General features: G+C 65.8%; 16 protein-coding genes and 4 pseudogenes. 9 read left to right on the forward strand and 11 right to left on the reverse strand.

The genetic code is table 11. The features are described 5' to 3' along the window. The first annotated feature begins 130 nt into the window (after positions 1 to 130). The 3 genes from ONR75_RS31680 (at position 131) to ONR75_RS31690 (ending at position 2,634) form a co-directional block, all read left to right on the forward strand. Positions 131 to 694, forward strand: coding sequence for a TetR/AcrR family transcriptional regulator (locus ONR75_RS31680; RefSeq protein ID WP_265080729.1), 564 nt, complete (start codon positions 131 to 133; stop codon positions 692 to 694). Positions 695 to 982: 288 nt separating this feature from the next. Then, positions 983 to 1,852, forward strand: a complete 870-nt coding sequence (locus ONR75_RS31685) for a sulfite exporter TauE/SafE family protein (protein WP_265083876.1) — start codon at positions 983 to 985, stop codon at positions 1,850 to 1,852. Between the two features lie 2 nt (positions 1,853 to 1,854). Continuing rightward, positions 1,855 to 2,634: a TIGR02186 family protein gene (locus tag ONR75_RS31690; RefSeq protein ID WP_265083877.1), complete on the forward strand. Its 780-nt coding sequence runs from the start codon at positions 1,855 to 1,857 to the stop codon at positions 2,632 to 2,634. A gap of 158 nt (positions 2,635 to 2,792) precedes the next feature. Here ONR75_RS31690 and ONR75_RS31695 read toward each other — a convergent pair. Together ONR75_RS31695 and ONR75_RS31700 are read right to left on the reverse strand one after the other, a co-directional pair. Continuing rightward, a pseudogene (locus tag ONR75_RS31695) lies at positions 2,793 to 4,115 on the reverse strand (NRAMP family divalent metal transporter); the annotation flags it as partial. A 126-nt stretch (positions 4,116 to 4,241) separates the two neighbouring features. Further along, a complete protein-coding gene (locus tag ONR75_RS31700; protein WP_265080730.1) occupies positions 4,242 to 5,171 on the reverse strand; it encodes a DMT family transporter in 930 nt (309 codons plus the stop codon). Between the two features lie 95 nt (positions 5,172 to 5,266). Here ONR75_RS31700 and ONR75_RS31705 point away from each other — a divergent pair, with 95 nt between their 5' ends. After that, positions 5,267 to 6,130 (forward strand): LysR family transcriptional regulator, encoded by an 864-nt coding sequence (locus tag ONR75_RS31705; protein ID WP_265080731.1) that lies wholly within the window; start codon positions 5,267 to 5,269, stop codon positions 6,128 to 6,130. A gap of 211 nt (positions 6,131 to 6,341) precedes the next feature. On the opposite strand, the pseudogene ONR75_RS31710 reads toward ONR75_RS31705, so the two are convergent. From ONR75_RS31710 to pcaF, 4 genes and pseudogenes are all read right to left on the reverse strand, one after another. After that, positions 6,342 to 6,944: pseudogene (locus ONR75_RS31710) on the reverse strand (alpha/beta fold hydrolase); the annotation flags it as partial. Between the two features lie 38 nt (positions 6,945 to 6,982). Beyond that, positions 6,983 to 7,564 (reverse strand): protocatechuate 3,4-dioxygenase subunit alpha, encoded by a 582-nt coding sequence (pcaG, locus tag ONR75_RS31715; protein ID WP_265080732.1) that lies wholly within the window; start codon positions 7,562 to 7,564, stop codon positions 6,983 to 6,985. Beyond that, positions 7,561 to 8,265 (reverse strand): protocatechuate 3,4-dioxygenase subunit beta, encoded by a 705-nt coding sequence (gene pcaH / locus ONR75_RS31720; RefSeq protein WP_265080733.1) that lies wholly within the window; start codon positions 8,263 to 8,265, stop codon positions 7,561 to 7,563. The genes pcaG and pcaH overlap by 4 nt, the downstream gene beginning before the upstream one ends. Before the next feature lie 149 nt (positions 8,266 to 8,414). Continuing rightward, complete coding sequence (gene pcaF, locus ONR75_RS31725; protein ID WP_265080734.1) at positions 8,415 to 9,623, reverse strand: 3-oxoadipyl-CoA thiolase; 1,209 nt, start codon at positions 9,621 to 9,623, stop codon at positions 8,415 to 8,417. Between the two features lie 211 nt (positions 9,624 to 9,834). Here pcaF and mutS point away from each other — a divergent pair, with 211 nt between their 5' ends. Continuing rightward, the gene (gene mutS, locus ONR75_RS31730; RefSeq protein WP_265080735.1) at positions 9,835 to 12,564 is read left to right on the forward strand and encodes a DNA mismatch repair protein MutS; all 2,730 of its coding nucleotides are present in this window, start codon (positions 9,835 to 9,837) and stop codon (positions 12,562 to 12,564) included. A gap of 150 nt (positions 12,565 to 12,714) precedes the next feature. On the opposite strand, the gene ONR75_RS31735 is transcribed toward mutS, so the two are convergent. Together ONR75_RS31735 and ONR75_RS31740 are read right to left on the reverse strand one after the other, a co-directional pair. After that, on the reverse strand, positions 12,715 to 13,509 hold the full coding sequence (locus ONR75_RS31735) for a hypothetical protein (RefSeq protein WP_265080736.1): 795 nt from the start codon (positions 13,507 to 13,509) through the stop codon (positions 12,715 to 12,717). Between the two features lie 187 nt (positions 13,510 to 13,696). After that, complete coding sequence (locus ONR75_RS31740; RefSeq protein WP_265080737.1) at positions 13,697 to 14,206, reverse strand: OsmC family protein; 510 nt, start codon at positions 14,204 to 14,206, stop codon at positions 13,697 to 13,699. Between the two features lie 207 nt (positions 14,207 to 14,413). Between ONR75_RS31740 and ONR75_RS31745 the strand changes: the two genes are divergently transcribed. After that, on the forward strand, positions 14,414 to 17,215 hold the full coding sequence (locus tag ONR75_RS31745; protein ID WP_265080738.1) for a [protein-PII] uridylyltransferase: 2,802 nt from the start codon (positions 14,414 to 14,416) through the stop codon (positions 17,213 to 17,215). Between the two features lie 147 nt (positions 17,216 to 17,362). Further along, positions 17,363 to 17,638 carry a copper-binding protein gene (locus ONR75_RS31750; RefSeq protein WP_265080739.1) on the forward strand — a complete coding sequence of 92 codons (276 nt, stop codon included), beginning with the start codon at positions 17,363 to 17,365 and terminating at the stop codon, positions 17,636 to 17,638. A gap of 93 nt (positions 17,639 to 17,731) precedes the next feature. On the opposite strand, the gene ONR75_RS31755 is transcribed toward ONR75_RS31750, so the two are convergent. After that, positions 17,732 to 18,076, reverse strand: coding sequence for a hypothetical protein (locus ONR75_RS31755; protein WP_265083929.1), 345 nt, complete (start codon positions 18,074 to 18,076; stop codon positions 17,732 to 17,734). Next, positions 17,974 to 18,699 carry a TRAP transporter substrate-binding protein DctP gene (gene dctP, locus ONR75_RS31760; RefSeq protein WP_265080740.1) on the reverse strand — a complete coding sequence of 242 codons (726 nt, stop codon included), beginning with the start codon at positions 18,697 to 18,699 and terminating at the stop codon, positions 17,974 to 17,976. Before dctP ends, ONR75_RS31755 begins: the two co-directional genes overlap by 103 nt. Before the next feature lie 1,232 nt (positions 18,700 to 19,931). On the opposite strand from dctP, the pseudogene ONR75_RS33000 reads away from it, so the two are divergent. Both ONR75_RS33000 and ONR75_RS33005 read left to right on the forward strand, forming a co-directional pair. Continuing rightward, a pseudogene (locus ONR75_RS33000) lies at positions 19,932 to 19,982 on the forward strand (hypothetical protein); the annotation flags it as partial. Positions 19,983 to 20,111: 129 nt separating this feature from the next. After that, positions 20,112 to 20,947 (forward strand): annotated as a pseudogene (locus ONR75_RS33005) (methyl-accepting chemotaxis protein); the annotation flags it as partial. Positions 20,948 to 21,121: 174 nt separating this feature from the next. Here ONR75_RS33005 and ONR75_RS31775 read toward each other — a convergent pair. Then, complete coding sequence (locus tag ONR75_RS31775; protein WP_265080743.1) at positions 21,122 to 23,848, reverse strand: ATP-binding protein; 2,727 nt, start codon at positions 23,846 to 23,848, stop codon at positions 21,122 to 21,124. Positions 23,849 to 24,020 lie beyond the last annotated feature (172 nt).

Here is a 24,020-nt window from a genome sequence, read left to right on the forward strand (position 1 = left end):
GACCATGTCAGCATCCACCTTCATTCTCTCTACCTATCAGTTGGTAGGCATCGTTTTAAGGTTGTGAAGTCTGACAGTCAACGCCTATCTATCACTTGGTAGGCACAGATGATGAGACTGAGGATTGGGCATGAGTTCAAATTCCAAGGAAGCTATCCTGGCGGCAGCCAAAGGCACTGCTCAGGCGCACGGCTACGGCGGCCTGAATTTTCGCGATCTCGCGGCAGAAGTCGGCATCAAGGCCGCGAGCATCTACCATCACTTCCCGAGCAAGGCCGATCTCGGCGCAGCGGTCGCAAAACGCTATTGGCAGGACACAGCGGCGGCCCTTGAGGCTCTGCTGGCCGGATCCGCGGATCCGGCAGATGCCCTGCGCCGATATCCCGATACGTTCCGCAGGGCGCTGACGAACGACAATCGCATGTGCCTGTGCAGCTTCATGGCCGCCGAAGTTGACGACCTGCCCGACGCGGTGAGGAAGGAGATCCAGAGCTTTGCCGACGTGAATGTTGCCTGGCTCGGCAGGGTTCTGACCGCTGCAGCCGTGGTCAGTTCCGGCGAGAGCGAGCGGCGCGCGCGCGCCATCTTCGCCGCCGTCGCCGGCGCCCAGTTGATGGCGAGGAGCCGGTCGGACATCTCGCTCTATGACGCGACCATCGATAGCTACCGGGACGCTGGTCTGCTGCCGGCCTAGCAGGAGATCTTCCAATGATCGTGAGACGACAGCCGCGCGTTAATCTGAATCATTCACCACCTTGGAAATTGCCTGACGAAGCGGAGCCGGAAACCCGCCTTCGACGGATTCTTTAATCCCGCCAGCGGGCGAATTCGTCTATGCAGGGAGCGCGGCGCGCGACCCGCGCCACCAAGAAACAGGCTGTGAGCGGCGCAAGCCCTGCTCACGACCACATCCGAAGCGAACGCGCGTGCAGCTTTCCTTCCGATCGCCGACATCCCGGTCAACGTGTTTCTCGTCCTCGCGATGGGCGCGGCGGTCGGGTTCGTGTCCGGCATGTTCGGCATCGGCGGCGGTTTCCTGATGACGCCGCTCTTGATCTTCATCGGCATCGCCCCCGCGGTCGCCGTCGCCTCGGTGACCAGCCACATGGCCGCCTCGTCGTTTTCCGGCGCCCTGACCTACTGGCGCCGCCGCGCCATCGATCCCGCGCTGGCGCTGCTGCTGCTGTCCGGCGGCATTGTCGGCACCATACTCGGCGTCTGGTTCTTCACCGTACTGCGCGCACTCGGTCAGCTCGACCTGATGATTGCGCTGTCCTACGTGGTGCTGCTGACCACGGTAGGCGGGCTGATGTTCTGGGAGGGCGTGCGCGCCATCCTGCGGGTGCGGCGCGGCGTCGCCGTGCCGCTGCGCCGCTCCGGCAGCCATGGCTGGATCCACGGCCTGCCGCTGAAGATGCGCTTCAAACGCTCCAAGATCTATCTGTCGGTGATCCCCGTCATCGTCGTCGGCCTGCTGATCGGCTTCATCGGCACGGTGATGGGCGTCGGCGGCGGCTTCATCCTGGTTCCGATCATGATCTACCTGCTGCGGGTGCCGACCTCTACGGTGATCGGCACCTCCATGGTGCTGACGCTGGTCACCATGATCTTCGCCACCGTGCTGCATGCGGTCACTAACCATCTGGTCGACGCCGTACTGGCGCTGATCCTGATGATCGGCGGCGTCACCGGGGCGCAGTTCGGCGCCCGCGCCGGCCAGAAGATCCGCGGCGAGAATCTGCGGCTGCTGCTCGGCCTGCTGATCCTGATGGTTGGCATCCGCTTTGCCATCGAGCTGGTGGTGCAGCCCGGCGACCTCTTCACCATCCGCGAGACCGGAGGCGCGGGATGAGCATGCGCGCCGCCCTGCTGTGGACCTGCGTCATGCTGGCAGGAAGCGCGATCTCCGCGCCGGCCGCCGCCGAGCGGCTGATCGTTTCGGTGTCGAACCACCGGGTCACGGTGACGCCGAACTATTCCGGCGAGGAACTGGTGCTGTTCGGCTCGGTGGAAAAGGACGACAGCACCCCGGCCAAATCAGGCAACTACGACCTGGTGGTGACCGTCAGCGGACCGCGCGCCGATCTGGTAACCCGGCGCAAGGAACGCAAGTTCGGGATCTGGATCAACACCGACTCGCGCCAGTTCCTGCAGGTGCCGACCTATCTGGCGGTGTTCGCCAACCGGCCGCTCGACGCCATCGCGCCGCGGGAGGTGCAGCGCCGCCAGCAGCTCGGGCTCAACAATATCCTGCTGACCCAGCGGGTCGGCTCCGACTACGCCGACGTGGTGGCCACCGACCCGTTCCGCAGCGCCTATGTGCGGCTGCGCACCGAGCACGGCCTGTATCGCGAAGCCACCTCGGCGGTGACGTTCCTGACCCCGACCCTGTTCCGCACCGGCATTCCGCTGCCCGCCGAAGTCCCGATCGGCACCTATGAGGTGGAAATCAAGCTGTTCGCCGCGGGCGCGCTGGTGACCAAGGCTGATACCGCCTTCGACATCGTCAAGGTCGGCTTCGAGCAGTTCGTCGCCAATTCCGCGCGCCAGCACGCCTTCGTCTACGGGCTGTTCACCGTCTTCATGGCGCTGATGACCGGATGGATGGCGTCGGTGGTGTTCAGACGGGATTGAGTTTCAAGGCAGCTGACGAGCACTGCGCTGTGTCCCTCTCGGTTGTCGTCACCCGCGAAAGCCGGTGACCCAGTACACACAGGCCGGCGTTTACTGGGTCGCCCGGTCCCGGCGCGCAAGTGCGCGCAGGGCCGGACGACGACATCAGAGGTCCTACATAAAAATCCCACGCCCATCGCCACGACGCTCAGGGCCATGGCGACGGTGGAGGCCCAGCCGAACCAGTACAGCGGCCCCCGGATGACGAACTCCTCCATCACGTCGCGGCGGCGCGACATGATCATCAGCAGCACCATGACCGGCACTGCCAGCACGCCGTTTATCACCGCGCTCCAGTACAGCGCCGAGATTGGATTGATCGGGGTGAAGTTGAGCCCGATGCCGATCGCGCCGGACAGCGCCAGCACGCCGTAGAACGCCGCCGCCTCTCTCGGCTTGCGCGCCAGACCCACCCGCCAGCGACGGCCCTCGCCCACCGCATAGGCCGTCGATCCCGCCAGCACCGGAATCGCCAACAGGCCGGTGCCGACGATGCCGAGCGCGAAGATCACTTCGGCGAAGGCGCCGGCGACCGGCTTCAGCGCCTCGGCGGCCTGCGCCGAGGTCTGGATGTCGGTCTTGCCGGTGGCGTGCAGCGTGGCCGCCGCGGTGATGATGATCGACAGCGCGATCAGATTGGAGAAGGCCATGCCGACGATGGTGTCGGCTCGGATGCGGGAAAACTCCTTCGCCGCTTCCAGCGGCGCCTCGATCAGCGGATGCTTGTCGGGATCGACGCGCTCGTCCTCGGCCTCCTGCGACGCCTGCCAGAAGAACAGATAGGGCGAGATGGTGGTGCCGAGGATCGCGACGATGGTGGTGAGATAGTCGGCGCTCCAGCTCATGCGCGGCACGAGGATGCCGGTCAGCGCCTCACCCCACGACACCTTGGCCACCGCCAGCGCGCCGACATAGGCGAACAGGCACAGGGTCAGCCATTTCAGCACCGCGACGTAGCGTTTGTAGTCGAAGAAGATCTGGGCCGCGACCGAGATCACGCCGAAGAACACCACGTAGAGAATCGCATGGCCGCCGACCAGCAGCTTGCTGGCGTCGGCCATGGCGCCGAGGTCGGCGGCGATGTTGATGGTGTTGGCGACGAACAGCAGCGCCACCACGATATTGAGCAGCGTGGCCGAATAGTGTCGGCAGACATTGCCGGCGATGCCGCGCCCGGTGACGCGGCCGACCCGCCCGGAAATCTCCTGGATCGCCGCCATCAGCGGGAAGGTCAGCAGCATGGTCCAGCCGATGCCGTAGCCGAGTTGCGCGCCGGCCTGGCTGTAGGTACCGATGCCCGAGGGATCGTCGTCGGAGGCGCCGGTGATCAGGCCGGGCCCGAGGGTCTTGAGAAAGCCCTTCAGCCGGAACGTGCCAAGACGCTGTTCGGCGAGATTTGTCTGCAGGCTGGCCGGCGGATTGGTCTCGATATTATCCGACATTCAAACTGTCCTGCGTGATCGGCCCACGGCAAACGTGCGTCGGCAGGTAACGTTCCGAATCAGGAACCCGCAAGAGGCCTGATCGCCATCTCGGCGTCAGCCGCCTTGATGGTGCGGGGACACGGTCTACTCCTGTCGCAGGGGAGACGGCGAACCCGCTGCGGGCCGCGTCACCAGGTAGACGCCGAACGCCACCGGCACGATGCCCAGGAGGTCGCGGGCCTCGACATGCTCGCCGAGCACCAGCCATGCGAACAGCATGCCGAGGGGCGGCATGACGAAATGCCAGGCACTCGCCGCGGAAGCACCGCACACTTTCAGCATGTGGAACCAGAGCAGGTAGGCGACAATCGAGCCGCCCAGCGTCAGGAAGGCAAAGGCGCCGAGCAGCCGCGCGCTCGGCACGATCGCGCCGACATCCGACACCGAGAAGGCAATCGGGATCAGCACCACGCCAGCCACCAGATTCTGGATGCCGTTGCCGATCCACAGGCTGCCCTTCGGCGCCAGCACCTTGAACAGGATGGTGCCGGCGACAATGGAGGCGAGCGACGCCAGCGTGAACAGGATGCCGTGCAGGCTGTCGGTCCCGACCGCGATCCGATGCCAGACGATGGAGGCCACGCCCGCGATGCCCAGCAGAAGACCTGCGACCTTGCGCCATGTCAGCGGCTCCTTCAGCAGCAAAGCGGCCAGCACCGCCGTGAACACCGGATTGGCGCTGACGATCAGACCGCCGAGGCCGGCCGAGACGGTCTGCAGGCCGGTGTAGCCGAGCCCGAGATACAGCGCGTTGTTGGCGATGCCGATGACGGCAAAGGCGGCGACGTCGCGCCACGCCATCGCGACAGCGTCGCGGCGCAGCGCGGAGATGCCGAGGATCAACACGCCGGCCAGCGAGAACCGCGCCGCCAGCAGGATCAGCGGCGGGCAGTCGGTGACCGCGATCTTCCCGGCCACGAAGGCGAAGCTCCACAGCAGGCAGAACGCGGCGATGACGATCGGCATCGGATCGAAGGCGCGGCGGGTGACGGCGAGCGGGGCTGCGAGCGACATGGTCATTCTCCTGTGGGGAGGATGTAGGCGCCCGCCTTGTCAGTGAGAAATTAAATGATAGAATACTTATCAGTGGAAAAATGAATGATGCACCCATGTTCGATCTCGAACTGCTGAAGAGCTTCGTCTCGGTGGTGGATTCCGGCGGCTTCACCCGCGCCGGCGAACGCGTCCACCGCACCCAGTCCACCGTCAGCCAGCAGATCAAGCGGCTGGAGGACGACATCGGCCGTCCGCTGCTGAACCGCAGCGGCAAGCAGGTGGTGCCCACCGAGTGCGGCGAGAAGCTCTTGTCCTATGCGCGGCGGTTGCTGGCGTTGGCCGAGGAAGCCCGCGACGTGCTGGCGCAGCCGGAGCACGAAGGCGCGGTGCGGCTCGGCATTCCCGAGGATTTCGCCGCCTATCGGCTGACAAAACTGCTGGCGAGTTTTTCACGATCGCGGCCAGGGCTGCGGCTCGACGTGCGCGCCGACCAAAGCGTCTATCTGCGCCGGGACCTGGAGCGCGGCGACCTGGATCTGGCGCTGATCAAGCGCCTCGCCGGCGACAAGGGCGGCATCGCATCATGGCCGGAGCGCATCCACTGGGTCACCAGCAAGTCGCATCCCAGCCACGCCAAAGCCGAGTCGGTGCCGCTGATCTTCTTTCCCACCGGCTGCCTGTACCGCACCGGCGCGATCCATGCCATCGAGGCCGCCGGGCGGCGCTGGCACATGGCCTATACCAGCTCGAGCCTGTCCGGCATCCAGGCCGCGGTGGCGGCGGGGCTGGGCCTGAGCATTCTGCCGGAGATGGCGATCCAGTCCGACCACGCGGTGCTGACCCGGAAAGACGGCTTTGCGCCCATCGATCGTACCGAAGTGGCGCTGATCGCCGCCCCCGGCGCCAGCCCGGCGACGCTGCGGCTGGCCGACCGGCTGGCGGAGTTCTGCAACGCCATCCAGGCCAAGGCGGCATAGGATCAGCGACCGATAAATTCCGTGAGCAGCGCGGTGATATCGGCCGGCCGGTCCAGACTCGGCAGATGGGCGGTGCCGGCCAGCATCTGCCCCGCTCCGTTCGGCAGCGTCGAAGCGATGTGACGGCTGCGCTGTTGAATATGCGGGAACTCGAACTCCCCCAGATCACCTGCGACGGAGCCCCTATCTCGCCGAGGCGGCTATAGGTCTGCTCGCTATCGCGATCCGTGCCGGGCGGCGACGCACGCAGCGCGATGCCGTTCATGTCGAGGAACAGCTGGCGCGCCGGACCGCCCACGCGGCCCTCGGGGGCGAGCGGGCCATCGAGAAACAGCCGCGCCTTGATGGCGTTGACACAGTCGAGATCGCCGGCCTGCTGGGCCTCCGTCAACCCGGCCATCAGGTCCGCAACGGCCGGCGGATAGACCGCCTCCGGTGCGCCGGCGATGCCCGGTGCGATCAGAAACAGGCCAAGGACTTGTGACGGATGGCGCAGCGCGGCGTCTAACGCGATCCGTCCACCTTGAGAACAGGCGACGAGGATCGCCGGCTTGCCGTCCGCCGTGGCGTCGAGCACCGCCATCAGGTCAGCAACTGCGGAAAAGTCTTCCGGCTCGCCGTGCGTTGCGCCGAAGCCGCGCCGGTCGTAGGCGATCGCCTTGTGGCCGGCGCTGACGCCATCGAATTGCCCGCGCCACATCCGGCTGTCGCAGACCGCGGCATGCAGAAACACCACGGGGTCGCCGCTGCCGGCGACATCCACCGCCAGCGTGGCGCGGCCCGACCCAATTCGATGCGTGGACATTATGTGCATTTTCCGCACCTCCGCCGGGCGGGCGGAGGCCTCGCAACTCACACGTCGAAGAACACCGTCTCGTTGTCGCCCTGCAGGTGGATGTCAAAGCGATACACGCCCGGTGCGGTCTTCTTGGCTATCAAAGTGCCGCGGCGGTCGGCGGGCACCTGGGCCATCACAGCATCGCTCGCCGTCGACGGCTCGTCGTCGAAGTAGATGCGGGTGATGCTCTGCATGGTCATGCCGCGGCCGAAGACCGCTAGCAGGATATGCGGCGCCTGCGGCTGGCCGTCGGTGCCGGCCACCGCGCCGGGCTTGATGGTATCGAACGAGAACATGCCCTCGGTGGAGGTGCCGCAGCGGCCAAAACCCTTGAAGCTGGCATTGGACAGAGCGCGACCGTCCTGCGGATCGGAGAAGCGGCCCTGGGCGTCGGCCTGCCAGATCTCCAGCATGGCATCCGGCACGATGGCGCCGTCGCCATCATAGACAAAGCCTTCGACGCGAATGCGATCGCCGGACACGTCCGCGGTCACCAGATTGTTGGTGAAGGCGTCGTTCCAGGCGTAGCGGCCGGTCGGGGTCAGGCCATAGGCGAAGAACGGGCCGACGGTCTGCGAAGGAGTGATGCCGGTCACGACTTGTTCTCCATGGGCGTGGCGTTGCGCCCGCGCAGCACGATGTTGAAGCGATAGGCCAAAGCCCAGCCGGGTTCGGTGTGATCGAGATCGAAGTCCGACACCATGCGCATCCGCGCCTTCTCGTCGGTCACCGAATTGAAGATCGGATCGAACGGAAACAAGGGATCGTTGGGGAAATACATCTGCGTCACCAGACGCGACACGAAAGCGTGGCCGAACACCGAGAAGTGGATGTGCGCCGGGCGCCAGGCGTTGTGGTGGTTGCCCCACGGATAGGCACCGGGCTTCATGGTGATGAACCTGTAGTTGCCCTGCGCGTCGGTGACCGCGCGGCCGGCGCCGGTGAAGTTGGGATCGAGCGGCGCCGGATGCTGGTCGACCACATGGATGTAGCGGCCGCAGGCATTGGCCTGCCACAGCTCCACCAGCGTGTTCGGCACGCCGCGGCCGTCCTCGTCCAGAACCTGCCCGAACACGATGATGCGTTCGCCGATCGGCTCGCCTGCATGCTGGGTGGTGAGGTCGGCATCGCCGGGCCGCACGGTCTCGTGGCCGTAGGCCGGGCCGGTCAGCTCCGACAGCGACTGCTTGATCATGATCAGCGGCTTCTGCGGCGACCGCTTGACCGTGCTCTTGTAGCCGGGCGACAGCCTTGGTGCGTGCGCAATGTTGCTTTCGACGGGATAGATCAGCGTCATGCTTTCCTCCAGATCACGGTGACCTCATGGTGAGGAGCGCGTCTTCGCGCGTCTCGAACCATGAGGAGTGTGGCCCTCATCCCGTACGAATGGCGATGCCATTCGCAGGAGATGCGCGCAAGAGCGCGCTCTTCAGGATGAGGACGGTGTCAGTTCAGCTTCTCGATCGCCATGGCCACGCCCTGGCCGACGCCGACGCACATGGTGGCCAAAGCGAGCTTGCCGCCGCGCTTCTCCATGCCGTGCACCGCGGTCATGGCGAGGCGGGCGCCGCTCATGCCGAGCGGGTGGCCGAGCGCGATGGCTCCGCCATGCGGATTGACGAAGTCGGCGTCTTCCTTGACACCGAGCTGGCGCAGCACGGCGATGCCCTGCGAGGCGAAGGCCTCGTTGAGCTCGATCAGATCGAAGTCGCTGATCTTCAGCCCGAGCCGTTCCATCAGCTTCTGCGTCGCCGGCACGGGGCCGATGCCCATGATGCGCGGCGCCACGCCGGCCGACGCGAGGCCGAGAATGCGCGCACGCGGGGTCAGGCCGTATTTCTTCACGGCGGCGGCGGAAGCGAGGATCATCGCCGCGGCGCCGTCATTGACGCCGGAGGCATTGCCGGCGGTGACGGTGCCGTCCTTGCGCACGATCGGGCGCAGCTTGGCGAGGCCTTCCAGCGTCGTTTCCGGGCGCGGATGCTCGTCCTTGTCGACGGTGGTTGGACCGGCCTTGCCGCCCGGCGCCATCACCGGGATGATCTCCTCGGCAAAGTAGCCCGATGCGATGGCACGGCCGGCGCGCTGCTGCGAGGTGATGGCAAAGGCGTCCTGGTCGGCGCGCGAAATCTGGAAGTCCTGCGCGACGTTCTCACCGGTCTCCGGCATGGCATCGACGCCATACTTCTCCTTCATCAGCGGGTTGATGAAGCGCCAGCCGATGGTGGTGTCGAAGATCTCCGCCGAGCGCGAAAATGCTTCGGTGGCCTTGCCCTGCACGAACGGCGCGCGGGTCATGGATTCGACGCCGCCGGCGATGGCGAAGTCGATCTCGCCGGCGCGGATGGCGCGGGCAGCGGCACCGACGGCGTCGAGGCCGGAGGCGCACAGCCGGTTCAGGGTCAGACCGGGCACCGACGCCGGCAGTCCGGCCAGCAGCAGCGCCATGCGCGCGACGTTGCGGTTGTCCTCGCCGGCCTGGTTGGCGCAGCCGAAATAGACCTCGTCGATGCCATTCCAGTCGATGCCGGGGTTGCGCTCCATCAGCGCCTTGATCGGGCTGGCTGCGAGGTCGTCGGCGCGGACCTTGGCGAGGGAGCCGCCAAAGCGGCCGATCGGGGTGCGGACGGCGTCGCAGACAAATACATCGCTCATTGGAGTCTCCCTGAAGGCGCCATCCCCAGGGGACCGCCGATTTGGAGGTGTTTTAGGAAGGCACACCCGGCCCGTCAAATGCTCGCTGTCAGGAAGGACCGCTTTCGCGCCGGAGCCGATATGCGCGGAGGTTGTCCGAAGGCGGGGAAAACACCCGCAATTTCCCGATCCCCTGTGATGGCCCCGGTAAAATTTGCTAGCGTCCGCCGCCATGACGATCCAGCAGAACATCCCGGCTCCCGAGCCCGCCGCACCGCCCGTCGAAGACACCACCAAGGTGTCGCCGATGATGGAACAGTATCTCGAAATCAAGGCCGCCAATCCCGGCCTGCTGCTGTTCTACCGGATGGGCGACTTCTACGAGATGTTCTTCGAGGACGCCGAGATCGCCTCGCGGGCGCTCGGCATCGTGCTGACCAAGCGCGGCCGGTTCCAGGGCGCCGACATCGCCATGTGCGGCGTGCCGGTGGAACGTTCCGACGACTACCTGCACCGGCTGATCGCGCTCGGCCACCGCGTCGCGGTGTGCGAGCAGATGGAGAACCCGGCCGAGGCGCGCAAGCGCGGCAACAAGAGCGTGGTGAAACGCGACGTGGTGCGGGTGGTGACGCCGGGCACGCTGACCGAAGACACCCTGCTCGACGCGAAGACCAACAACTACCTGCTGGCGATTGCCCGGGCGAAGGGCTCCGCCGGCACCGACCGCATGGGTCTCGCCTGGATCGACATCTCCACCGCGGAATTCAACGTCACCGAATGCAGCGTGGCCGAGCTCGGCGCCACGCTGGCGCGGATCAATCCCAACGAGGCCATCGTCACCGACGCGCTGTACAGCGACCCCGACCTCAACCAGCTGCTGCGCGAACTGCCGGCGGTGACACCGGTGACCCGCGACGTGTTCGACGGCGCCACCGCGGAACGCCGGCTGTGCGACTATTTCGCTGTCGCCACCATGGACGGGCTCAGCGCCCTGTCGCGGCTCGAAGCCGCCGCGGCGGCCGCCGCCGTCACCTATATCGACCGCACCCAGTTCGGCAAACGCCCGCCGCTGTCGCCTCCATCACGCGAGGCCGCCGGCACCACCATGGCGATCGACCCCGCCACCCGCGCCAACCTCGAACTGACGCGCACACTCGGCGGCGAGCGCAAGGGCTCGCTGCTCGACGCCATTGACGGCACCGTGACCGCCGCCGGCTCGCGGCTGCTGGCACAACGCCTCGCAGCCCCGCTCACCGACGCCGCCGCGATCGGCCGCAGGCTCGATGCGGTGGCGGCGTTCGTGGCCGACAGCGCGCTGCGCGACGACATCCGTTCCGCGCTGAAGGCCGCCCCCGACATGTCGCGCGCGCTGGCGCGACTGACGGTCGGCCGCGGCGGACCGCGCGACCTCGCCGCCTTGCGCGACGGCGTGCTGGCCGCCGAAAAGGTGCTGGCGCGGCTGTCCGGCATCGACAGCCTGCCGGCCGATATCGCGGCGGCGATGGACGCGCTGCGCCGATCGTCGCGCGAACTGGCCGATACCTTTACCCGCGCACTCGCAGAAGAGCTGCCGCTGATGAAGCGCGACGGCGGCTTTGTCCGCGAGGGATTTGAAGCCGCGCTCGACGAGACCCGCAACCTGCGCGACGCCTCACGGCTGGTGGTCGCGGCAATGCAGGCGCGCTACGCCGACGACTGCGGCGTCAAGGGCCTCAAGATCCGCCACAACAACGTGCTCGGCTATTTCGTCGAAGTGACCGCGCAGCACGGCGACAAGCTGATGACGCCGCCGCTGAATGCCACCTTCATTCACCGCCAGACGCTGGCCGGGCAGACCCGCTTCACGACCGCCGAACTCGGCGAGATCGAGGCCAAGATCGCCAATGCCGGCGACCGGGCGCTGGGACTCGAGCTGGAAATCTTCGACCGGCTGCAGTCGATGGTGATGGACGCCTCCGACGACCTGCACGCCGCGGCGCATGCCTTCGCGCTGCTCGATGTCGCGACCTCGCTGGCCAAGCTCGCGGTCGACGACAATTATGTGCGCCCGGACGTCGACATGTCGCTTGGCTTCGCCATCGAGGGCGGCCGCCATCCGGTGGTGGAGCAGGCCTTGCGCCGCGACGGGAATTCCTTCGTTGCCAATGCTTGCGATCTATCACCCGGTCCGGCGCAAAAATCCGGCCAGATCTGGCTGATCACCGGCCCCAACATGGCCGGCAAATCGACGTTCCTCCGGCAGAACGCGCTGATCGCGCTGCTGGCGCAAATCGGCAGCTACGTGCCGGCCAGCCGCGCCCGCATCGGCATTGTCGATCGCCTGTTCTCCCGCGTCGGCGCCGCCGACGATCTGGCGCGCGGCCGCTCGACCTTCATGGTCGAGATGGTCGAGACCGCGGTGATTCTGAACCAGGCGAGCGAGCGCGCGCTGGTGATCCTCGACGAGATCGGCAGGGGCACCGCGACCTTCGACGGCCTCTCCATTGCCTGGGCCTCGATCGAGCATCTGCACGAGAGCAACCGCTGCCGTGCTTTGTTCGCGACACACTATCACGAACTGACCGCGCTGTCGGCCAAGCTGCCGCGGTTGTTCAACGCCACGGTGCGGGTCAAGGAATGGCACGGCGACGTGGTGTTCCTGCACGAGGTGCTGCCGGGCTCGGCGGATCGTTCCTACGGCATCCAGGTCGCGAAGCTCGCCGGGCTTCCTGCGCCGGTGATTGCGCGTGCAAAGTCGGTGCTGGCAAAGCTGGAAGCACAGGACCGCGGCCAGAGCGCGCGAGCGCTGGTCGACGATCTCCCGCTGTTCGCGGTCCCTTCACGCTCCGCGGTGGAAATCGTACCACCGACCGAGGCCGAGCAGCTCATCGAGGCACTGAAAGCGATCCATCCCGACGAAATGTCGCCGCGCGATGCGCTGGACGCACTCTATGCGCTGAAGGCGAAACTGCCGAAGGGGTGAGGCACGTGTCCCGGACGCGCTGCAGCGTTCTTCACGCTGCCGCGCAGATCCGGGACCCAAAAGCCAATCGAAATTGATGGGCCCCGGATCTGCGGTGCACCACGCCGCGAAGTGCGGCGCAGTGCACCGCGTCCGAGGAATGTGTCGCTTCTATCGCGCCACCCGCCATCGTCCCAACGACCACAGCCCGAGATTCCAGACCACGCAGATCGCCAGCGCGAGGCACAGCGCGGGCGCCGAGCCCAGTCGCACCGCGGTGAGGTTGAGCACCATGATCGACAGCACAAACCCCATCAGGCCCCAGCCGCTGTTGGCGATCACCGCGGCGGTCGGCACGCCGCCGATCCGCGGGTGCATCAACACGATCATGCTGGTGAGCGCCACCGGATAGAGCGCCAGGATGCCGCTGCCGGCCGGCCCGATGGTGTGCGACAGTGTCACCACAGTGGCGACTAGCGTTGCGACCAGCACGGCGCGCAACGGAATGTCATACCAGAGCCGCGTCACCAGCGGCATCCGCGCATGGCGATAGCGCGCCATCAGCGGCAGACAGACCGCAAAGGCCAGCGCATTGGCCAGGACTCCGGCAGTGAGCGACCAGTCGAAGCTGCGCACCAGCGCCGCCAGGGCGAACCACACCAGCACCGCGGCACCGAGACTGACCATCACGCTGCGGCGCTGCGCCAGCCATACATAGGTCAGGCAGAAGAACATGGTCGCGGCGTTGACCGGGATGCTCGCCAGTGTGCCCTGCGCGATGAAGGCGGCGTCGTGATCCATCGCCAGGAAGACATAGGACGGCCCGGCCGAGATCGGCAGCGTCGCCACCAGCGCGCCGATCACCGGTCCGGAGCGTTCGATGATGATCGAGGCGCTGACCACGAAGGCGGCGGTCACCGCCATGCGCAGCAGCAGCGTCAGGGCAAAGGCAAGTTCGGGGGACATCGCTTCTTTCTTGCCCCCTCTCTTTGAGGAGGCGGAGGGTCGGCGTGCAGCACGCGAAACGTGATGCGCGTCGCGGTGGCGACTGCGATAGTTGCGGAACTGAGGAATCACCCGCCCGTATCGTTTCGCGGGATGCACTACGCGATACGCCCCTCCCCCTCAAGGGAGGGTGAAGATGCGCCGTGTCCTACACCCGCGTCATCGATACCGACATCTGCGGACCGTTCCTGAGGCTCTGATAGACCACGCAATAGCGTTCGGTCAGTTTCAGCAGCAGATCGAGCTTGTCCTGCGGCGCGTCGGTATCGACCTCAAAGCGCAGCCTGATCGCCTTGATGCCGACGGGGGCTTCCTTGTCGAGGCCGAGGGTGCCGCGGAAATCGAGATCACCTTCCGCAATGACGATGCCGGAGCGCAGGGGGACTTCCACCGCAGTGGCTACCGACTTCAGGGTGACGCCGGCGCAGGCGACCAAAGCCTCCAGCAGCATGTCGCCGGAACACAGTTCGAGGCCGGAGCCGCCGGCGCCGGGATGCAGCCCGGCGACACCCAGCGCACGCCCGGTTTCCAACTTGCAGGCAATGCCCTCGCTCTCAAGCGAGCCGCTCGCCGTCAGTGTGATGAGGGCGGCGGCGGGATCCGACCTGTAGCGCTCCTTGATCGGGGCCTGCGTCGCGCGAAGGGTGGCGGCGTCCATGAGCTGTTCCTTGTCCTGCCCGCCGGATATAGCGCTTTGCCGCGGGCCCGACTACATGACGATCACGCGGTCGCGGCCGGCCCTGCCGTGCTGCATTGCACCAATCCGGCACGCCCGGCTGCCCGCGACCGGAAAAGTGCAGTGTCAGCAACCCTATCGCCACAATGACCGTGACAGCGCCTGCGCCGTCCGATATCGGGATTATCCATGGACAGCGTTGCGACCGACACAAAACCCGCCGCCGACGAGGGCTTCGATACCGCACGGATCGCCGGCGTGATCGACGAGCTTGCTGCGACGCACCACGGGCATGGCGACCAGTTCCGCGGCGCCGTCGCCAAGATGCTGAAGGCCGAACTGCAGAAGGCCAAGGAAACCGCCGAAGCGGTGCTGCTGATCGATCGTCACGGCCGGCGTTGCGCCGAGCGATTGTGTGTCGTGCAGGACGAGATCATCCGCATGCTCTATGCCGCCGCGACGCGGCATCTGTACCGCTCGTCGATTCCGTCGGCCTCGGAGCGCATGGCGGTGGTCGCCACCGGCGGCTACGGGCGCGGGCTGATGGCGCCGGACTCCGACATCGACCTGCTGTTCATCCTGCCCTACAAGCAGACCGCCTGGGGCGAGCAGGTCGCCGAGGCCATCCTGTACTGCCTGTGGGACATGGGCCTCAAGGTCGGCCACGCCACCCGCTCGGTCGACGAATCGATCCGCCAGGCGCGCGGCGACATGACCATCCGCACCGCGATTCTCGAGACCCGCTTCCTGACCGGCGACCAGCCGCTCTACGACGAACTGGTCGCGCGGTTCGACAGCGAGGTGGTGCAGGGCACCGCCACCGAATTCGTCACCGCCAAGCTGGCCGAGCGCGAGGAGCGCCATCGGCGCGCCGGACAGTCGCGCTACCTGGTCGAGCCCAACGTCAAGGACGGCAAGGGCGGCCTGCGCGACCTGCACACCCTGTTCTGGATCGCCAAGTACGTCTACCGCGTGCGTGACAGCGGCGAGCTGGTGGAGCGCGGCGTGTTCGACGCGCATGAATACCGCACCTTCCGCCGCTGCGAGGACTTTCTGTGGTCGGTGCGCTGCAACCTGCACTTCCTCAGCCGCCGGCCGGAAGAGCGACTGTCGTTCGACATGCAGCGCGAGATCGCACAGCGGCTCGGCTACACCTCGCATCCCGGCATGCAGGACGTCGAACGCTTCATGAAGCACTACTTCCTGATCGCCAAGGAGGTCGGCAACCTCACCGCGATCCTGTGCGCGAAGCTGGAAGACCAGCAGGCCAAGCCGGCGCCGGCGCTGGTGCTGAGCCGGATGATGGCGCGGCTGCGGCCGACCGCCCGGCGTCAACGGGTGCCGGAGAGCGACGACTTCATCATCGACAACAACCGCATCAACCTTGCCGCCCCCGACGTGCTGAAGCACGATCCTGTCAACATGATCCGGCTGTTTCGCCTCGCGCAGAAGAACAACCTGGCATTCCATCCCGACCTGATGCGCGCAGTGACCCGCTCGTTGCGGCTGATCAACGCGCCGCTGCGCGAGAATCCCGAAGCCAACAAGCTGTTCATGGAGATCCTGACCTCGGAGAATGCCGAGATCGTGCTGCGGCGGATGAACGAGACCGGGGTGCTCGGCCACTTCATCCGTTCGTTCGGCCGCATCGTCTCCATGATGCAATTCAACATGTATCACCACTACACCGTGGACGAGCATCTGTTGCGCTGCGTCGGAATCCTGCAGGAGATCGAGCGCGGCGGAAATGACGAGTTCATTGTCGCCTCCGACCTGATGCGCAAGATCCAGCCCGAGCACCGCGCAGTGATCTATGCCACCGTGCTGCTGCACGACATCGCCAAGGGGCGGCCCGAGGATCACTCCACCGCCGGCGCCAAGGTGGCGCGGCGGCTGTGCCCGCGGCTCGGCTTCAATGCCGCCGACACCGAGCTGATCGCCTGGCTGATCGAGGAACACCTCACCATGTCCACGGTGGCGCAGTCGCGCGACCTGTCGGACTCCAAGACCATCGAGAATTTCGCCGCCGTGGTGCAGTCGGTGGAGCAGATGAAGCTGCTGACCATCCTCACCACCGCCGACATCCGTGGCGTCGGTCCGGGCGTCTGGAACGGCTGGAAGGCCCAGCTGCTGCGCACGTTGTATTACGAGACCGAGCCGGTGCTGACCGGCGGCTTCTCCGAGGTCAACCGCGCCCAGCGCATCGAGGCCGCGCAGCGCGAATTCCGCGCCGCCTTCACCGAATGGCCGGAGGCCGAGCTCAGCGCCTATATCGCGCGGCACTATCCGGCCTACTGGCTCAAGGTCGACCTCGACCGCAAACTGCGCCACGCCCGCTTCCTGCGCGCCTCCGAGACCGCCGGCCACAAGCTGGCGATCAATGTCGGCTTCGACGAGGCTCGCGGCGTCACCGAGCTGACGATCCTGGCGGTCGACCATCCCTGGCTGCTGTCGATCATCGCCGGCGCCTGCGCCTCGGCCGGCGCCAACATCGTCGACGCGCAGATCTACACCACCACCGACGGCCGTGCGCTCGACACCATCGCCATCCGCAGGGAATACGACCGCGACGACGACGAGGGCCGCCGCGCCACGCGGATCGGCGAGATGATCGAGGACGTGCTGGAAGGCAAGCTGCGGCTGCCGGAGACCGTCGCCAAGCGCGCCGCCAGCAAGGGCAAGCTGCGGCCGTTCACGGTGGAGCCCGAGGTCATCGTCAACAACCAGTGGTCGGAACGCTATACCGTGATCGAAGTGTCCGGCCTCGACCGCCCCGGCCTGCTCTACGAACTGACCACCGCGATCTCCAAGCTCAACCTCAACATCGCCTCCGCCCATGTGGCGACCTTCGGCGAACGCGCCCGCGACGTGTTCTACGTCACCGACCTCTTGGGCGCGCAGATCAACGCGCCGACACGGCAGGCGGCCATCAAGCGCGCGCTGATCCACCTGCTTGCCAACGGCGACGTCGCCGCCGCGCCGGCAGCCTGAGCGGATATAAGCGACTGGAATCAAGGCGTTCCGCGGGCGTCCGCTGGCGCGTGCATTCCCGTCGGCCTTTGGCGGGAACCAATCGCCTCCCTCCGGCTTGTACTCACTTGCTTTCAAACCGAGGGATAATCAATGAGACTCGCAAAGATGATCGTGGCGGGCGCTGTACTGATGACCATCGGTTCGGCTGCCTGGGCACAGGAGGCACGGACGGGAACGGTTACCTTGATCGATCGGATCAATGGCGCAATCGCGATCCAGCCCACGCAAAGCGGAACGGTCGGCGCGAACAGTGCCGGCGCGGCCGAACGGTTCAAGGTCGAGAGCGGAATGCTGGAGCCGATTCATGCCGGCGACAAGGTCAAGTTCTCCGTCAGCGAGACCGGCGCGACGAAGAGCATCACGAAGATCGAGAAGCAGTAACTTCGGGAACGACCTGCCACGGCAGAACAAATGGTCGATTCCGGGTTCGCACCCGGAATCGCCGTGTTGGGTGGCCATCATATCGATGACGCTCTATTTCTTGCCCGCGTTAAACGCATCCAGAATCTGGTTGCAGACGGCCCCGGCGCGACTGCACCATGCGCGCTGCGCCGACACGGATCCCGACCTCAGCGCCGCGACCACGTCCGGTGCCGGGCTGGAATCGATGGTGACGCCATCCTCGGCCATGCGCTTGTAGTTCGCCTGCAGCCGGATCGATAGCGCAGTCCACAATTCAGTTTCCGTCTGTCGGCCGGCGGCATCCACCGCCGCTTTCAGCTCCGGGGTAAGCCCGTCATAGGCTGACTGATTGAGGCTCGCCACCGAAAGCGGCAGCGAATAGGTGATCTCGGTGAACTGGTGCAGAAACTCGGCCATCCGCTTGCCGGCGCCGCCATCCCCGAGGACAGCACCGCGTTCATGCTGCCGTCGACCAGCTTCGGCATCGTGTCCGCAAAACTGATGCTCGCCGCTTTGGCGCCGGCGGCAGCGAAAACGTCGCTCGACACCTTGTCGTAGGTACGGATCGACAGGCTTGCCAGATCGGCGGGCGTCTTCAGTGGTCCCTTCGACCAGATGCCCGACGGCGGCCACGGCGTCAGGTACAACAGCCGCTGGCCCTTCTGCTGCAGCGCCGCCGCAATGACCGGGCGCGCTAGGTCGGCCAGACGCCTGGCGTCGGCGATCGACGTCGCCAGAAACGGCAATGACGGCAGCGCGAAGATCGGATCCTCATTTTCCAGCGCGCCGGCAAACGCATCGCCCGCCTGCACACGATTGTCCGCCACCGCGGCGAGCATGCCCGCCGATTTGATCCCTGCCGCAGCATCGAATCCGGGCTTGATCCGGATATTTCCCGAGCTGAGTTCTTCGAGGCGTTTCGCGAAGGTGGTGACGCCGAGGCCCGGCATGGTGTTCTGAGGGTACTCCGTCGCCATGTCCCAGACCGTCTCGGCCCGGCTGGTCACAGGAAGCGCCAGCAACAGCGCGCCGGCCAGCATGGAGGAAATTCGCACGGTTTCTCCAGTTCAAAGGGGATCACTCAGCCTGATCAGAGCATGTCAGGCATATGCGACGCGAGGTCAAATGTCCGGCAGTGGCTGCGCGCAATGTAAGCTGCGCCGGAGTCCTTGACGCGAGTACCACCGGAGCATTCCGACTGGCCGCGGCCGAGCAGCGGTGCAGTCTTGAGCTTAAGCCTTCATTATTGCATCTCAAATAATCATCACCGAATTGTCTTGCGAATTTTTAGTATCAATCAAATTGAAGGTTCTCGATGAGATTTCGGATCGCGATTCCACGTGGAATGCGCTCGTTTGGCCTTCGCTCACAGATCTTTGCACTCGGCCTGTCGGGAGTGGCTCTGATCGGCACGATCTATCTTATCGGCCTCGCCGTCGAAACAAGCAGCCAGCGAACCGCCGACAGCATTGCCGCTCTGGCGCTGCACACTGCGCGCATTTCCGAAGACCTGCTGCAGGCGCGGCAGATCGCTACCGAATTCCTGCAGAAACCCACCGAAAAGAAGATCGCTGCTCACAGCGAGGTCCTGGCCGCCGCCAACAGCGACCTTGCCGCCATCGACACGCTGGCCGCGACATTGCCTGCAAACGACGAGCTTCGCCGCGCAGCATCCTTCCGCGGCGGAATCAATATGTATACGACGCGCTTCTCCAATGTGATGGCGGCGCAGAAGGTGATCGGCTTCGACGAGAACGACGGACTGCAGGGCAAGTTGCGCGCCGCCGTGCATGCCGTGGAGCAGCAACTCAAGAAATTTGACCAGCCGCGGCTTGCGGTCCTGATGCTGATGATGCGCCGGCACGAGAAGGATTTCCTGCTGCGCGGCGACGAAAAATACGGCGAGGAGCTCGAAAAGCGGGCACGGGAATTCACAATCGAACTTTCAAAATCCGAACTGCCCGCCACGGTGAAAGCCGACCTCGCCAGCCTCACCGAGATCTACCGGACCAGCTTCCAGGCCTTCATGGCGGGGCAAAGTTCGCTCAATGAAGAAGCGCTTGACCTGGTCCAGATCTATGATCGCATCCGGCCGATCCTGACCGAGGTGCGCCAGGCAGCCAATCAGCGCCTCGATGCCGTACGGGCCGAACTGCAGACCACAAGGCAAGGAATCTTCTGGGCTATCTGTACGACCATCGGCGGCGTCGCCCTGGCGGCGCTGTTGTTCGGGCGCTGGCTGGCAGCGCCGCTGGTCAGGATGACCGGCGCCATGCAGGCGTTGTCGCTGGGTGATCTCGATAGTCCGATCGAGCGCTTCGACCGCCGCGACGAAGTCGGCACCATTTCACGCGCGTTGGCGATCTTCAGGGACAAGCTGCTCGACAACCGGCAGCTCAACGCGGACCAGGAGTCGTTGCGGTTGGTGGCCGAACTTGATCGGAAGGCGGCCATGCTTGAGGTTGCCGACGGATTTGAGAAGGCCGTGGGCCAGATCGTCGTAGCGGTCTCATCGGCGTCCAACGAAATCGAGTTGGCATCCGGTAGCCTGACGCGAACAGCGGAAATCACCCAGCAATTGTCCGCGACCGTGTCCGCCGCATCAGAGCAATCGTCCGGCAACGTCCAGTCGGCGGCCGCGGCGGCGCAGCAGATGGATGCGTCGGTCACGGAGATCGCGCGGCAAGTCCGGAACTCCAGCCGGATCGCCAGCGCCGCTGTCGAACAGGCCGCGCAGACAAACGGCCGGATCGCCGAATTGTCGCGCTCCGCCGCACGGATTGGCGAAGTGGTCAAGATGATCGGCGCTGTCGCCGCCCAGACCAACCTGCTGGCCCTCAACGCCACCATCGAAGCCGCCCGGGCCGGCGATTCCGGCCGCGGCTTTGCGGTGGTGGCCTCGAAGTGAAGGCACTCGCGGCGCAGACCGCGCGGGCCACCGACGAGATCACCGAGCAGGTCGCCCAGATGCAGGCCGCCACCGAACATTCGGTGATCGCGATCAGAGAGATCGGCGACACCATCATGGAGATATCACAGATATCTTCGACGATCTCTGTCGCGATCGAGCAGCAGGGCACCGCGACCCAGGAGATCGCCCGCAATGTTCAGCAGGCAGCCCAAGGGGCCACGCAGGTGTCCGACAGTATCGCCGACGTCAATCGCGGTGCAACCGACACCGGCGCGGCCTCCGGTCAGGTCCACGCCCTTGCATCATCGCTGGTGAGGGAAAGCGGGCTTCTCAAGCGCGAAGTCGAGCAGTTCCTGCTCACCGTCCGCAGCGCATGACGGGTAAACTGCGCCGGGCCGGGATCGCCTCCGGCACCTCACCCGGCATACTGTTACATCCCGCAAGGGTTTGATCGATCCCGATTGACGCGAGCGCCACCCTCTCCCCGCCTGCGTGCGAGAGTGGACAACCGCGCGCCTCGCCGTCTGCCGCATCCAGAAATGACAGCCGCCCTACACGCCCTCCGCCACCTTCTCGTCCAGCACCAGCCGGATCATCCGCGCCAGGTCAGCCCGGCGATACGGCTTCGACAGCAGGTGCACGCCGGCATCGAGCCGGCCGTGATGAATGATGGCGTTCTCGGTATAGCCGGACGTGAACAGCACCTTGAGTCCCGGCCGCGACTTGCGCAACGCATCGGCAAGCTGCCGGCCGTGGATGCCGCCCGAAAGCATCACGTCGGTGAACAGCAGATCGAATTCCAGGCCGCCATAGACCATCGTCAGCGCGTCCGCCGCCGTTGCGGCTGAATGGGCGGTGTAGCCGAGTGCTGCGAGGTGAGTCATCACGGAGTTGCGCACCAGCGGATCGTCCTCCACCACCAGCAGCGTCTCCCGACCGCTTTGTACTGGCGGCGGCGCGGTGGCATCGGCCTCCGGCTGCCGTGCGGCGGCGCACGGCAAATACAACCGGATCGTGGTCCCGTGGCCTTCCTCGCTGTAGACCTCGATATGGCCGCCGGATTGCTTGACGAAGCCATACACCATACTGAGCCCAAGCCCGGTGCCTTCGCCGACGTCCTTGGTTGTGAAGAACGGCTCGAACACCCGGTGGCGGATGGCTGCAGGGATGCCGGAGCCGGTATCGCTGACGGCCAGCATCACATAGCGCCCGGCGGAGACCTCGTCGTGTTGATTCGCGTAGCTATCGTCCAGGTCGACATTGCTGGTTTCCAGCAGCAGCTTGCCGCCGCCGCGCATCGCGTCGCGCGCGTTGAGGGCGAGGTTGATCAAGGCGCTTCCGAGTTGCGAGGGATCGGCGAGCACCGGCCGCAGACCCTGGCCCGGGTCGATCTCGATCTCGATCTGCTCGCCGAGGGTGGCGGCCAGCAGCTTCGCTGTATCGGCGATGAGCGCATTGACGTCGATGCTGCGCGGACGCAGCGGCTGTTTGCGCGCGAACGACAGCAGCCCGTTGGTGAGGTCGGCGGCGCGCCCGATGGCACTGTCGACCATCTCGGCGACTTGCTCGAGCGCGGGCTGACCGGCCACGCCGTCGGACAGCATTTCGACGCCGCCGGTGACCACCGTGAGAATGTTGTTCAGATCGTGGGCGACGCCGCCGGTGAGCTGACCGATGACTTCCATTTTCTGCGACTGGCGAAGCTGTCGCTCGGTTTCGCGCAGCGCGGTGACGTCGCGATAGACGACCACCGCACCGCCAAACGACCCGTCGGCATTCTTGATCGGCCTGCCGCTGGCGGCGAGCTGGATCAGCGCCTGATCCCCATGCCGGATTCCGAGCTCGACATTGTCGAAGCTTTCGCCGCGAAGGGCGCGCACCGACGGGCTTTCGCCTTCCGGCATCGGCGTCACGCCGTCGCCGAGAAAGCGCTTGTATTTCATCTTCCAGCGCTCGGAGCCGATCTCGGCGGCCTCGCCGAACACCGCGACGCAGGTCGGATTGGCGAACACCCGCCGCCCCTCCGCGTCGATCACCACGACTGCGTCGGCCATGCTGGCGATGATCTTGTCGAGCAACTCGGACTTGCCAAGCAGCGCCGCGGTCGTCTCCTCGATCTTGCCGACCGCCTGGGCAAAGGCAGAGGCGAGGACGCTGGTCTCGCCGCTGAGGCCCTTGGGCACCACGAGGTGGCCGGTCCGGGAGAAATCGTCGACGGCGGCGGTGATCCGCACGACCGGCCGCGCCAGCGAGCGCGACAGCAGCACCGCAAGCAGCACCGCACCTATCACGGCGACCAGCGCGACAATCAGGCCGGTGCCTTGCAGCGCTATCGCCGGCGCGATAATCCTGTCAAACGGTTGGGTTTCGATCACGCCGGTACGCACGCCGCTGGTCAGCGGCGCGACCACCATCGCCACGGCGATCCGCCGACCGTCCGGTGCGGTAAAGACGGTCGCGGTGCCCTGCTTGTCGCCGAGTGAGTCGGCCAGCTTCGGGAAATCGTCCTGCCAGCGGCGATCCGGTTCGGCCGCTACGATCCGTCCTTCGCTATAATTCAGCAGATAGGGACCGCTGGCGTCGACGAAATAGACTTCGGTGTCGTTACCGAGCGCCGCGCGAATCCGCTCGAACGTCGGACGTAGATCGAAATCGAGCACCAGCACAGCGAACGGATCACCGGATGGATCCCGGACCGTGACGGCAACTGATATTCGCGGTACGACCGATTCGCTGCTGTCGCCCGGCGCCACGAAGCGGATCGGCGAGAAATAGACCTCGTCAGGCGGCACGGCCAGCGCGCGACGCATCAGGTCGTGGTCGCGCGGCGTCAGTTCGGCATGGGGCGCGACGGAAACGACGCCATCGGCGCCCTGGCGCTCGACCCGGATCAGTTCGCGGCCGCCGCCCCCGACCCCCATCAGGCGGTAGGCTCCGAAGCCGAGCTTTGCACCCATCACCGCAACGTAGTCGGCCGTGAGATGACGCAGCCACTTGTCGGCGCTGAGCCCATCCTGCGGATCGACGCCGCCATTGCGCTCGGCCCGGATCAATCCCTGATGCGCCGGCAGACTGCGGGCCGACAGCACTTCGTTGCGGACGACGCGCAGGATCGACTCGAAACCGCTGAGCCGGGCCTTGGCCTTGCCGACCAGCTCCGTCAGGCCGGTCGGCACCACCGCACGGCCGATATTGACATAGGCCAGAATACCGATCGCAGCGACCGCTGCCAGCACGAGCGCGGTCATCGCCAATGAGAGACGCACCGACAATCGCATGCTTCAACTCCGGTCGCCTGGACGGCAGCAGAGCGACGAAAGTACCTCATGGCCATGCGATGCGCCACCTAGCAGCACGATCCTATACCGGAACGAAGCGGCAGCCCGTCTTTTCGTCGGACTTTTCGCCCAGTATCAATCGGATGGTGCGCGCACGGCGACCGCCGGGGCG

It is taken from the genome of Rhodopseudomonas sp. P2A-2r, assembly GCF_026015985.1.
GTDB lineage: Bacteria > Pseudomonadota > Alphaproteobacteria > Rhizobiales > Xanthobacteraceae > Tardiphaga.

Bases quoted from the DNA above. Each gene is read 5' to 3' on its own strand.
- ONR75_RS31735 (WP_265080736.1), bottom strand. From the start codon at position 13,509: ATGTCCCCCGAACTTGCCTTTGCCCTGACGCTGCTGCTGCGCATGGCG.
- ONR75_RS31705 (WP_265080731.1), top strand. From the start codon at position 5,267: ATGTTCGATCTCGAACTGCTGAAGAGCTTCGTCTCGGTGGTGGATTCC.
- ONR75_RS31680 (WP_265080729.1), top strand. From the start codon at position 131: ATGAGTTCAAATTCCAAGGAAGCTATCCTGGCGGCAGCCAAAGGCACT.
- ONR75_RS31745 (WP_265080738.1), top strand. From the start codon at position 14,414: ATGGACAGCGTTGCGACCGACACAAAACCCGCCGCCGACGAGGGCTTC.
- ONR75_RS31685 (WP_265083876.1), top strand. From the start codon at position 983: ATGGGCGCGGCGGTCGGGTTCGTGTCCGGCATGTTCGGCATCGGCGGC.
- pcaH (WP_265080733.1), bottom strand. From the start codon at position 8,265: ATGACGCTGATCTATCCCGTCGAAAGCAACATTGCGCACGCACCAAGG.
- ONR75_RS31775 (WP_265080743.1), bottom strand. From the start codon at position 23,848: ATGCGATTGTCGGTGCGTCTCTCATTGGCGATGACCGCGCTCGTGCTG.
- ONR75_RS31690 (WP_265083877.1), top strand. From the start codon at position 1,855: ATGCGCGCCGCCCTGCTGTGGACCTGCGTCATGCTGGCAGGAAGCGCG.
- ONR75_RS31700 (WP_265080730.1), bottom strand. From the start codon at position 5,171: ATGTCGCTCGCAGCCCCGCTCGCCGTCACCCGCCGCGCCTTCGATCCG.
- mutS (WP_265080735.1), top strand. From the start codon at position 9,835: ATGACGATCCAGCAGAACATCCCGGCTCCCGAGCCCGCCGCACCGCCC.
- pcaF (WP_265080734.1), bottom strand. From the start codon at position 9,623: ATGAGCGATGTATTTGTCTGCGACGCCGTCCGCACCCCGATCGGCCGC.
- dctP (WP_265080740.1), bottom strand. From the start codon at position 18,699: ATGCTGGCCGGCGCGCTGTTGCTGGCGCTTCCTGTGACCAGCCGGGCC.
- ONR75_RS31755 (WP_265083929.1), bottom strand. From the start codon at position 18,076: ATGGCCGAGTTTCTGCACCAGTTCACCGAGATCACCTATTCGCTGCCG.
- ONR75_RS31750 (WP_265080739.1), top strand. From the start codon at position 17,363: ATGATCGTGGCGGGCGCTGTACTGATGACCATCGGTTCGGCTGCCTGG.
- ONR75_RS31740 (WP_265080737.1), bottom strand. From the start codon at position 14,206: ATGGACGCCGCCACCCTTCGCGCGACGCAGGCCCCGATCAAGGAGCGC.